Genomic DNA, 11,544 nt, shown 5'->3' with positions numbered 1-11,544 from the left:
CAGTTGCGTGGCACAAAGCACAGGCACGATTGCCCATTCACAGTCAAAAGTATGAGCTGGATTCTGAACAATATTAAAAAACCGTCGTTTGCGAGAATATATTCCCGCAAACGACGGTAGCTAACGCTCCATCAGAGTATCTTGCCGCAGAATAAATTGAAATGACGTGTACGACTTCAAGGCGCAGCAGGCGAAGGCGTACAACAGTACGTCGAGCCAGCTGCAACGCAGAAGGCGCTCCGTCATTTCAATTTATTCCCATTCGATGGTTGCCGGGGGCTTGGAAGTGCAGTCCAGCACCACACGGTTGATCTGGCGGCATTCGTTGGTGATGCGCGTGGAGATGGTGGCGAGTACGTCGTATGGAACGCGAGCCCAATCGGCGGTCATGGCGTCTTCGGAGGAAACCGGGCGCAGGACGATTGGGGAACCGTAGGTACGTTCGTCACCTTGAACGCCAACGGAGTGGACGTCCGCGAGCAGGACGACGGGGCACTGCCAGATGTCGCGGTCGAGGCCGGCCTTGGTGAGTTCTTCACGGGCGATGGCGTCGGCTTCACGCAGGAGGTCAAGTCGCTCCTTGGTGATCTCGCCAATGATGCGGATGCCGAGGCCCGGGCCCGGGAACGGCTGGCGCCAGACGATTTCGTCCGGCAGGCCGAGCTCGGTACCGATGGCACGCACCTCATCCTTGAAGAGGGTGCGCAGCGGCTCGATGAGCTGGAACTTGATGTCCTTGGGCAGGCCACCGACATTGTGGTGGGACTTGATGTTGGCTGCGCCGTCGCCGCCACCGGATTCAACAACATCCGGGTAGAGGGTGCCTTGAACGAGGAACTTGACTTCCTTGCCGCGGGCGCCGGCCTCTTCCAGAACCTGCTGCTGGGCCTTTTCGAAGGTGCGGATGAACTTCTCACCGATGATCTTGCGCTTGCGCTCCGGCTCGGAAACACCCTTCAAAGCGGTGAGGAAGTCGTCTGCTGCATCAACAGTGATCAAACGAATGCCGGTTGCCTTGACGAAGTCATGCTTGACCTGCTCCACTTCGCCCTTACGCAGCAGACCGTGATCGACGAATACGCAGGTGAGCTGGTCTCCGATGGCCTTGTGCACGAGGGCTGCCGCCACGGCGGAATCCACGCCACCGGACAGGCCGCAGATCACTTCGGCATCGCCAACCTTTTCGCGAATCTTCTTGACCTGGTCCTCAATAATAGAGGATGCATCCCAATCGTTAGGCAGACCTGCGCAACGATGCAGGAAGTTTTCGATAAGCTTCTGTCCCAGCGGGGAGTGCTTGACTTCGGGATGCCACTGCACGCCGTACAGCTTACGGGATTCGTCTGCCATAGCGGCGACCGGCGCACCCTCGGTGTGGGCCAGCACTTCGAAGCCTTCCGGAGCCTGTTCGACGGCCACACCGTGGCTCATCCATGTGGTCTGCTCGGCCGGAGAGTCAGCGAGAATGCCTTCCGCATTATCAATGGTGGCGCTGGTCTTGCCGTACTCGCCAAGAGCAGCCTTGTCCACCTTACCGCCAAGCTCGTAGGCCATCACCTGGAAGCCGTAGCAGATACCGAGCACCGGAACACCAGCGTTGAATACCTTAGTATCTATAGAGGGAGCGCCGGGCTCGAATACGGAAGCCGGGCCGCCGGACAGAATGATTGCCTTAGGATCCTTAGCCAGAATCTCGTCGGCCGGCATGGAATGCGGCACAAGTTCAGAATAAACACCGGCCTCACGGACACGGCGAGCGATGAGCTGGGCGTACTGGGCGCCGAAATCGACGACGAGCACAGGACCATTTGCCATTGATATTCCCCTAACGTTCATTGGGACTTTACGTGGGTTGAACATGCACGATTATCACCGGTCAATACGACAACCCCGACACGCATGCAGAATGTGCGAAAAGTAAACAAAATACACGCCTTCACAATGCCAACACGCCGGTTTAGAACATCGGAAAACGAACGCGAGAACGTATGCAAAAACACCGGTTTTTGGCTCTATTATGCGGTTTTATGCAAGTACTATCAAAAAATAAATGTTGACAAAGTTAAGGCTTAAACGCACAAATACTGAAATTTCCGCAACAATTTCGAACACACCCGCAAGAAATCGTTCAAAAGTCGTGTTGTCCTCGTACCATGACGATTGATTGGGAACGGAAAACCTAGGAACCGCAAGGAACTAGGCCCGCGACCGAACAGAAATAATCAATCGCACGTCTACCGTGCAGGAGTACAGGAGTACACATGACGAGTCCTGTTATTGGCACCCCTTGGAAGAAGCTCAACGCTCCGGTTTCCGAGGAAGCCCTCGAAGGTGTTGACAAGTACTGGCGCGTTGCCAACTACCTTTCCATCGGCCAGATTTATCTGCGTTCCAACCCGCTGATGAAGGAGCCCTTCACCCGCGAAGATGTGAAGCACCGTCTGGTTGGCCACTGGGGCACTACCCCTGGCCTGAACTTCCTCATCGGCCACATCAACCGCTTCATCGCTGACCACGGCCAGAACACCGTGATCATCATGGGCCCGGGCCACGGTGGCCCGGCTGGTACCTCCCAGTCTTACCTGGACGGTACCTACACTGAGACCTTCCCGAAGATCACCAAGGATGAGGCTGGTCTGCAGAAGTTCTTCCGTCAGTTCTCCTACCCGGGCGGCATTCCGTCCCACTTCGCTCCGGAGACCCCGGGCTCCATCCACGAGGGTGGCGAGCTGGGTTACGCTCTGTCCCACGCTTACGGCGCCATCATGGACAACCCGAGCCTGTTCGTCCCGGCCATCGTCGGCGACGGCGAAGCTGAGACCGGCCCGCTGGCTACCGGCTGGCAGTCCAACAAGCTCGTGAACCCGCGCACCGATGGTATCGTGCTGCCGATCCTGCACCTCAACGGCTACAAGATCGCCAACCCGACCATCCTGTCCCGTATTTCCGACGAAGAGCTGCACGAGTTCTTCCACGGCATGGGCTACGAGCCGTACGAGTTCGTCGCTGGCTTCGACGATGAGGATCACATGTCCATCCACCGCCGCTTCGCCGAGCTGTGGGAGACCATCTGGGACGAGATCTGCGACATCAAGGCAACCGCCCAGACCGACAACGTGCATCGTCCGTTCTACCCGATGCTGATCTTCCGCACCCCGAAGGGCTGGACCTGCCCGAAGTACATCGATGGTAAGAAGACCGAGGGCTCCTGGCGTTCTCACCAGGTGCCGCTGGCTTCCGCCCGCGATACCGAGGCTCACTTCGAAGTTCTGAAGAACTGGCTGGAGTCCTACAAGCCGGAAGAGCTGTTCGACGAGAACGGCGCCGTCAAGGACGACGTCCTGGCCTTCATGCCGAAGGGCGAGCTGCGCATCGGTGCTAACCCGAACGCTAACGGTGGCGTGATTCGCAAGGATCTGGACCTGCCGGAGCTCGAGAACTACGAGGTCAAGGAAGTCAAGAAGTACGGCCACGGCTGGGGCCAGCTCGAAGCCACCCGTACTCTGGGCGCTTACACCCGCGACATCATCGCTCGCAACATGCACGACTTCCGTATCTTCGGACCGGATGAGACTGCTTCCAACCGTCTGCAGGCTTCCTACGAGGTCACCAACAAGCAGTGGGATGCCGGCTACATCTCCGACGAGGTCGACGAGCACATGCACGTCTCCGGCCAGGTTGTCGAGCAGCTGTCCGAGCACCAGATGGAAGGCTTCCTCGAGGCTTACCTGCTGACTGGTCGTCACGGCATCTGGAGCTCCTACGAGTCCTTCGTCCACGTGATCGACTCCATGCTGAACCAGCACGCCAAGTGGCTTGAGGCTACCGTCCGCGAGATTCCGTGGCGTAAGCCGATCGCCTCCATGAACCTGCTCGTCTCCTCTCACGTGTGGCGTCAGGATCACAACGGCTTCTCCCACCAGGATCCGGGTGTCACCTCCGTGCTCCTGAACAAGTGCTTCCACAACGATCACGTCATCGGCATCTACTTCGCCACCGATGCGAACATGCTGCTGGCTATCGCTGAGAAGTGCTACAAGTCCACCAACAAGATCAACGCCATCATCGCTGGCAAGCAGCCGGCTGCCACTTGGCTGACCCTGGACGAGGCTCGTGCTGAGCTCGAGAAGGGTGCTGCCGCTTGGGATTGGGCTTCCACCGCTAAGTCCAACGATGAGGCTGAGATCGTGCTTGCCGCTGCCGGCGATGTTCCGACTCAGGAAATCATGGCTGCTTCCGACAAGCTGAAGGCTATGGGCATCAAGTTCAAGGTCGTCAACGTCGCTGATCTGCTCTCCCTGCAGTCTGCTAAGGAGAACGACGAGGCTCTGACCGACGAGGAGTTCGCTGACATCTTCACCGCTGACAAGCCGGTGCTGTTCGCTTACCACTCCTACGCTCACGACGTGCGCGGCCTGATCTACGATCGCCCGAACCACGACAACTTCAACGTCCACGGCTACGAGGAAGAGGGCTCCACCACTACCCCGTACGACATGGTTCGCGTCAACCGCATCGATCGTTACGAGCTGACCGCTGAGGCTCTGCGCATGATCGACGCTGACAAGTACGCCGACAAGATTGCTGAGCTCGAGGCCTTCCGTCAGGAAGCCTTCCAGTTCGCAGTCGACAACGGCTACGATCACCCGGATTACACCGACTGGATCTACTCCGGCGTGAACACCGAGGAGAAGGGTGCTGTCACCGCTACCGCCGCAACCGCTGGCGACAACGAGTGATTTCCTCCACTCTGAGGTTTAGCCTAACGGCATAGAAAAAAGGCTTGGGAATTATCCCAAGCCTTTTTTCTATGCCGTTTAATGCCCCGTTCCCCTTCGGTTGCACTTTCAGGATTCTTCCCGCAATTACTCCGCGTCTTAAGCGTGAACGGTAACAATGGTCAGTACAATGATGTGTGGTCCTAATTATGTTGATCATCAAAGGAGACAGACCAAAGTGACCGTTACCCGTGTATATATCGCAAGCCCTGAAGGCGCTAATGGCCGCAACGTGGTGGCCTACGGCGTGCTTAATGCGCTGACTTCAAAGTACAAGACCATTGTGTTCCGACCGGCCGTATCCAATCATGACGATTTCACGCCGGTGTTGCTGTCCGCATCCAACGCAGGCCTTGGCGTTGCTCTTTCCACCGGCCTTGACGTGCATAAGGTGCGCGCTGATAAGGAAACCGCCCGCGGCGACATCATCGGCGCCTTCAACGACGCTATGGATGTTGCCCGCGCGGATGCCGCATTGATTGTCGGTACCGATAAGTCCCATGTCAATGACCCGACCAGCTATGAGTTCAACGCTAATGTGGCCGCCGATCTCAAGGCCGGCGTATTCCTGGCCGTCTGCACCATCGATCGTTGGCCGCACGAACTGGATGAAACCGTCAAGCTCTCCATCGAAGGCATGGAAGCTGCCGGTAACCGCGTGCTCGGCATTTTTGTGACCGGCTGCGAAACCCGCCACTCTGTTTCCGTGAAGGACACACTGGCCAAGTACGGCCTGCCGGTGTGGACCCTGCCTCAGGTCTCCTTCACCGACGAATCCGGCAAGGCACTGGCACTGGAGACCTTCCGCAAATACGCTCCTACCGAGGAAGTGCTCGCTGCGCTCGATGTGGACTTCAACCCACCGACCACCCCGTATTCCTTCCAGTTCGGCCTGCTCGGCAAAGCCAAGAGCAACAAGAAGACCATTGTGCTGCCGGAAGGCGAAGAAGACCGTATTATCAAGGCGGCCGACTACCTGCTCGAACGAGAAATCGTCAACCTGATCATCGTGGGCAACAAGGAAACCATTCTGGCTCGCGGCAAGGAACTTGGTTTGAACTACCTTGAGCGCGCTCGCTTCCAGGCAATGGATGATGAGAACATCTTGAAGCCCATGATTGCGAAGCTGTGCGAGTTGCGCGCCAAGAAGGGCATGACTGAAGAGCAGGCTCGTAAGCAGCTGACCGATGCCAGCTACTTCGGCACGATGCTGGTGGTGCTCGGCTATGCGGATGGTCTAGTCTCCGGTTCCGTGAACTCCACTGCCAACACTGTGCGCCCGGCTCTGCAGGTCATCAAGACCAAGCCTGGTCAGAAGCTCGTCTCCGGCGCATTCCTCATGTGCTTCAAGGATCATGTGGCTGTGTTCGCCGACTGCGCCATCAACCTGAACCCGGATGCCGAACAGCTTTCCGAAATCGCGCTGCAGTCCGCTGAGACCGCTCGCGCATTCGGCCTCGACCCGAAGGTCGGCATGCTCTCTTACTCCACGCTCGGCTCCGGCAAGGGCCCGGATGTGGATGTAGTGGAGGAAGCCACCAAACTGCTCAAGGACAAGGCTCCGGATCTGCCGGTGGTCGGCTCCATCCAGTTCGATGCCGCCTGGTCCCCCACTGTCGCCGCAACCAAGGCCAAGGGCAATGATGTGGCTGGTCACGTCAACGTGTTCGTGTTCCCTGACTTGTGCGCGGGCAACATCGCATACAAGGCAGTACAGCGCTCTTCCGGCGCTCTGGCCATCGGTCCGGTGCTGCAGGGCCTGAACAAGCCGGTCAACGATCTGTCCCGTGGTGCCCTCGTGCAGGACATCATCAACACCATCGCCCTGACCGCCATCGAAGCCCAGTAACCGGTAACCAAAATGCGGCTCTTCTTTCCATGAAGAGCCGCATTTTGTAGCAAGTAGCGAGTAATCTAATCAACGGTAACCCGTGTCTCACGGGAACATTCAATTCACAATGGAGGATGCCCACAATGGCGAAAACCGTCCTTGTCATCAATTCCGGTTCCAGCTCTATCAAGTACCAGCTGGTTGATCTCGAATCCGGCGAAGGCCTGGCTTCCGGTCTGGTCGAGAAGATCGGCGAACCGGTCGACGGCCACTACAAGCACGAGTACAACGGCGAGAAGCACGAGCTCGAAGAGCCGATTCACGACCACGAGCAGGGTCTGAAGCGCGTTCTCGGCTTCTTCGAAGAGTACGGCCCGAAGCTGTCCGACGCGGGCATCGTCGCTGTCGGTCACCGCGTGGTGCAGGGCGGCTCCATCTTCCCGAAGCCGGCTCTGGTCACCGACAAGACCATCAACCAGGTCAAGGATCTGGCTGTGCTCGCTCCGCTGCACAACGGCCCGGAGGCTAAGGGCGCTGAAGTCATGCGCGCTCTGCTGCCGGATGTTCCGCAGATCTTCGTCTTCGATTCCTCCTTCTTCTTCCAGCTGCCGAAGGCTGCCAGCACCTACGCTCTGAACAAGGAAATCGCCGACCAGTACCACATCCGCCGTTACGGCGCTCACGGCACCTCCCACGAGTTCATCTCCTCCGTGGTTCCGGAAGTCATTGGCAAGCCGGCTGAAGGCCTCAAGCAGATCGTTCTGCACATCGGCAACGGTGCTTCCGCTTCCGCTGAAATCTCCGGCAAGCCGGTCGAGACCTCTATGGGTCTGACCCCGCTCGAGGGCCTGATGATGGGTGGCCGTACCGGTGACATCGACCCGGCTGTGGTCTTCCACCTGATTCGTAACGCTCACATGAACGTGGATGAGCTGGATGCCCTGTTCAACAAGCGTTCCGGCATGATGGGCATGACCGGCTTTGGCGATCTGCGTGAGGTTCACCGTCTGGTGGCCGAGGGCAACGAGGATGCCAAGCTGGCTCTGGATGTCTACGTGCACCGTATCGTCAGCTACATCGGCAACTACACCTACCAGATGGGTGGCTGCGATGTAATCACCTTCACCGCTGGTGTTGGCGAGAACGATGACATCGTGCGCAAGATGGTGTGCGACAAGCTCGCTCCGTTCGGCGTCAAGCTGGACGAGGAGAAGAACGCTACCCGTTCCAAGGAACCGCGTATCATCTCCACTCCGGACTCCTCCGTGATCATCGCTGTGATCCCGACCAACGAGGAGCTGGCTATCGCCCGCAAGTCCGCTGCCATCGCAGAGGCCGGCGAAGACACCTACGGCAACCAGTTCACCAAGTGATTGATGAATTTCTGATCGCCTAAGTCAAGAGCCCTGATGATTCGAAAGAAATCATCAGGGCTCTTGCATAACCAACATAAAAAAGCTCTCCTCAGGGAGGAGAGCCAAACAACCGGACAAGAAGCAGCGACTACTCCCCCAGCATGCCGTTCCACATGCCAACGAAATCCGGCAACGTCTTACGCGTGGTAGCAACATTCTTCACATTGATACCAGTAATACGCAAGCCAAGCATTGCCGCAAACGTGGCCATACGATGATCGGCATACGTTTCCATATCCGCACCATGCAGCTGTTCAGAAGCCACCGGTTCGATACGCAAACCATCCGGCAGCTCTTCCGCCTTGCCGCCCACGCGTGTAATTTCAGCCACCAGTGCAGCCAAACGATTCGTCTCGTGCCCACGCAGATGACCAATGCCAACCATATCCGTGGGAGCGTCCGCGAACACCAAAATCGCAGCCAAGGATGGCGCGATTTCGCCGGCAGCAGTCAAATCAAAGGTCCCAAGACCATGCACGGTACCGTTACCAGTGACTTCGCAGTATCGGACATCGTCAATCACTGGGAAGGACACCGCAGCGCCCATCTGCTCCAGATATCCAGGCAACAAACCACCAGGCTGCGTAGTACTCTGCGGCCAATGTGGCACGCGCACAGTGCCGCCCGCAATCAATGCTGCACCTAGGAATGGCGCCGCGTTCGACAAATCAGGCTCAACCGTGACCTTATCAGGCAGCTGCAATGCGCGCGGTTCCACTGTCCAAGTACGTGCGGTCTCGTCAGCATTCACTTCGCCGCCAGCTCCGGTCACATCGGCAACCGTCATGCGAATATGCGGCAGGCTCGGCGTCTTCTCCCCCGTATGCTGCAACGTCAACCCGCCTGGCAGTCGGGAGCCAATCAGCAGCAATCCGGAAATGAACTGCGAGGAACCGGAAGAATCAATGCTTACCTGCGCACGATTTTGCGGCAGTGCTGTGGGCGGAGTAATCGTAAACGGCAATTTGCCGATTTCACCGTGGTATTCCACCGTGGCACCGAGCTGTTCCAAACCATCAAGCACAGGCTTCATCGGGCGGGCATATGCCTGTTCATCGCCATCGAAATGCGCAGGACCGTCAGCGAACAAAGCAAGCCCTGGTACGAAGCGCATCACCGTGCCTGCAAGACCACAGAACAGGTTGACATTGCCACGGAAACGACCACCAGCAGGAGGAGTCACCGTCACCGTGGTATCAGTGTCGGCATCAACCTCGCAACGCACGCCAAGGGCTTCCAAAGCATCCATCATCAGGTCGGTATCTCGCGAGCGCAGCAGACCGACCAAGCGCACCGGCTCAGTGCCCAGTGCCGCAAGAATCAGGTAGCGATTCGACAATGATTTGCTGCCTGGCACGGTTACTGTGGCGTTCAACGGTTGTGGTGCAAGCGGTGCAGGCCAAAGATTCATGTTTTCTGTCATAGAAGTCAATCTATCAAGCTTCATGTATTGAAGAACGGCTGTGTCCAGCATTGGTGCCGGGCACAGCCGTTCTTACTGACTGCTCAGGAGTTGATCAGGCGAGTGCTTCCTTGATAGCGGCAACGAAGTAGTCCAAATCGTCGGGCTTGCGGGAGGTGATGAGCTTCCAGCCGTTTGCGTCATCAACGGTCAGCTGCTTGTCGACATAGTGGCCGCCTGCGTTTTCGATGTCGGCTGCGATATAGCGGCATGGAGATGCGGTCTTACCTTCAATCAGGTCGGCGTTGACCAGCAGCCATGCACCGTGGCAGATGGCGGCGATCGGCTTGCCTTCGTGAGCGAATTCCTGTGCTAGGGTGATGGCATCTTCGTTCACGCGGATGCGGTCGACGTTGCAGGTGCCGCCGGGGACTACCAGCAGGTCGTAATCGGCGGCCTGCACGTCGGCGAGGCGTGCATCCGGGGTCAGGGTCTCGCCTTCGTAACGGTCGTGCTGCACGGTTTCGCATGGGTCGAGTGTGGTGGCGGCGAGCGTCACCTGGGCGCCGGCTGCTTTCAGGTCGCGCAGCGGGCGGGTCAGCTCGGTTTCCTCGATACCCCAGTTGTTGACGATGATCAATACCTTGGCATTCTCAACAGCCATAGTTCCTCCTTGATTGCAGTGGCTTGTTTTCCGCAATCTATTATGCGTCATTGCTGGTGGTTGAGCCAGTAAAGAACATAACAGTAATGCATCGGTGATCAGCGGTCCGAAGCGATGCGGGACTCGATTTCCGTTTCTTGTGCCGCATCATGCTGTTCCATGCCGTTTTCCATCATTTGCGCGTGCAGGAGCTGTGCTTCCACACGGTCCGCCTCGATGGCGGCGATTTGGCGGGAGAATACGATGAACCAGCCGAGGAACATGAGGCCGGCGAGCGCTTCCACGTTGGTGAGTGTGTTGTGTCCCATCATCATGTTGGCCCAGAATGCGGCGCACACCAGTGCTGCCAGGTCGGAAGCTACCATTACGGCTTTGGAGATGCGTGGAGCGAGCCACGGCAAGAGTACGAATAGGAGCAGCATGACGAATGGCAGGCCTTTGGCGCAAATGTTGTGCATGAGGTTATGTGGCGTGTAGCGGAATGCTCCGATGCCGATGAAGGCGAGGCCGGAGATGGTGAGCAGTACGGAGAGCACGCCGATGCGGGCCATAAAATGCGGGATCATATAGCCGCGGTTTGGGTCGGTTTTTGTGCGGTCGTGCCAGAGGCGTTGCAGTCGTTCGGTGGTTACCAGCTCGGAGATGGCGAAGTAGCTGACGATGATGATGCAGGTACCAGCCAGCATCAGTGTGGAGTTGAACATGCGTGCCGCGAACGTGGTGCGGTCGCCCAACTGGGAGAAATTATTGTGATACCAGTACGGGTCATCGGTGGTGACGCCTGCGGTGACCACGCCGGAGATGACGAAGAATGGCAGCAGGCTGGCGATGGTTTTAGCGTTCATCATTTCCGCTTGCACGAAGGTCATGTATCCCACTACTCCGGCGAATCCTGCGCATACGCTGGAAATGTAGCCGGCGAAAATGGCGTTGCCCATCATGTCGTTCGCGGCGCCGATGAGCGCGAATGAGGAAAGGAATATGGTGGAGCCGTATACCACGGAGAGTGCCACGATTTCCACAACGCGTCGGATGGGAGCCAGCCAGCCGTTTTTGAGGTTCAATGACTTTGATTTGCGGGAGTAACCAACGATGAAGGAAATCACGCCACAGGCCGCAACAATGCCGGCGCATACCATGAAACGGCGTTGCGTCAACTGCCAGATGGCTGGCGCGTATTCCATGTAGAAGTTCATGGCGACGGCACCCACTGCAGCGCAGATGACGAAGGAAATCAGTCCGGATGTTTCCGAACGCTGATGACGGCCCATGATTCCCTCCGTACCTCCGATGATTCAATATCCGCCTATGTCTATCGCTCTCCGCCAAGGCATGCAATGGCTGTATCAGCCAACGTTGCCGGCGTTTCAACATCATTTGCCCCATTATGTGAGCAATTCATGTCCAACATGACATTGTATCCCGTGTCCCGGTCCACCCATAATGTACAATGT

The 11,544-nt window shown here is 57.5% G+C and carries 7 protein-coding genes; 3 read left to right on the top strand and 4 right to left on the bottom strand.

Features of this window, described 5'->3' with window-relative positions:
- Nucleotides 1-252 precede the first annotated feature (252 nt).
- Complete coding sequence (gene guaA, locus Tam1G_RS02385; protein ID WP_101625307.1) at nt 253-1,815, bottom strand: glutamine-hydrolyzing GMP synthase; 1,563 nt, start codon at nt 1,813-1,815, stop codon at nt 253-255.
- A gap of 446 nt (nt 1,816-2,261) precedes the next feature.
- Between guaA and Tam1G_RS02380 the strand changes: the two genes are divergently transcribed.
- The 3 genes from Tam1G_RS02380 to Tam1G_RS02370 all read left to right on the top strand — a co-directional run bounded on the left by Tam1G_RS02380 (nt 2,262) and on the right by Tam1G_RS02370 (nt 7,982).
- Entirely contained in the window at nt 2,262-4,739 is a 2,478-nt protein-coding gene (locus Tam1G_RS02380) for a phosphoketolase (RefSeq protein ID WP_101625306.1), read from the top strand.
- A 217-nt stretch (nt 4,740-4,956) separates the two neighbouring features.
- Nucleotides 4,957-6,627: a phosphate acetyltransferase gene (gene pta, locus Tam1G_RS02375; RefSeq protein ID WP_101625305.1), complete on the top strand. Its 1,671-nt coding sequence runs from the start codon at nt 4,957-4,959 to the stop codon at nt 6,625-6,627.
- A 125-nt stretch (nt 6,628-6,752) separates the two neighbouring features.
- On the top strand, nt 6,753-7,982 hold the full coding sequence (locus Tam1G_RS02370; RefSeq protein ID WP_033890389.1) for an acetate/propionate family kinase: 1,230 nt from the start codon (nt 6,753-6,755) through the stop codon (nt 7,980-7,982).
- A 130-nt stretch (nt 7,983-8,112) separates the two neighbouring features.
- Here Tam1G_RS02370 and aroA read toward each other — a convergent pair whose 3' ends face one another.
- The 3 genes from aroA to Tam1G_RS02355 form a co-directional block, all read right to left on the bottom strand.
- Nucleotides 8,113-9,447 carry a 3-phosphoshikimate 1-carboxyvinyltransferase gene (gene aroA / locus Tam1G_RS02365; RefSeq protein ID WP_101625374.1) on the bottom strand — a complete coding sequence of 445 codons (1,335 nt, stop codon included), beginning with the start codon at nt 9,445-9,447 and terminating at the stop codon, nt 8,113-8,115.
- Between the two features lie 94 nt (nt 9,448-9,541).
- Nucleotides 9,542-10,090 (bottom strand): type 1 glutamine amidotransferase domain-containing protein, encoded by a 549-nt coding sequence (locus tag Tam1G_RS02360; protein WP_033890388.1) that lies wholly within the window; start codon nt 10,088-10,090, stop codon nt 9,542-9,544.
- Between the two features lie 98 nt (nt 10,091-10,188).
- Nucleotides 10,189-11,361 carry an ABC transporter permease gene (locus Tam1G_RS02355; RefSeq protein ID WP_101625304.1) on the bottom strand — a complete coding sequence of 391 codons (1,173 nt, stop codon included), beginning with the start codon at nt 11,359-11,361 and terminating at the stop codon, nt 10,189-10,191.
- Nucleotides 11,362-11,544 lie beyond the last annotated feature (183 nt).

It is taken from the genome of Bifidobacterium imperatoris, from assembly GCF_002860405.1.
Taxonomy (GTDB): domain Bacteria; phylum Actinomycetota; class Actinomycetes; order Actinomycetales; family Bifidobacteriaceae; genus Bifidobacterium; species Bifidobacterium imperatoris.
Note: the sequence above shows the minus strand (reverse complement) of the source record. Positions and strands in the feature narration are given on the sequence as shown.

What these genes read in the sequence shown, in the direction of transcription:
- guaA (WP_101625307.1), bottom strand. Translation starts at nt 1,815, where the DNA reads ATGGCAAATGGTCCTGTGCTCGTCGTCGATTTCGGCGCCCAGTACGCC.
- Tam1G_RS02380 (WP_101625306.1), top strand. Translation starts at nt 2,262, where the DNA reads ATGACGAGTCCTGTTATTGGCACCCCTTGGAAGAAGCTCAACGCTCCG.
- Tam1G_RS02370 (WP_033890389.1), top strand. Translation starts at nt 6,753, where the DNA reads ATGGCGAAAACCGTCCTTGTCATCAATTCCGGTTCCAGCTCTATCAAG.
- aroA (WP_101625374.1), bottom strand. Translation starts at nt 9,447, where the DNA reads ATGACAGAAAACATGAATCTTTGGCCTGCACCGCTTGCACCACAACCG.
- Tam1G_RS02360 (WP_033890388.1), bottom strand. Translation starts at nt 10,090, where the DNA reads ATGGCTGTTGAGAATGCCAAGGTATTGATCATCGTCAACAACTGGGGT.
- Tam1G_RS02355 (WP_101625304.1), bottom strand. Translation starts at nt 11,361, where the DNA reads ATGGGCCGTCATCAGCGTTCGGAAACATCCGGACTGATTTCCTTCGTC.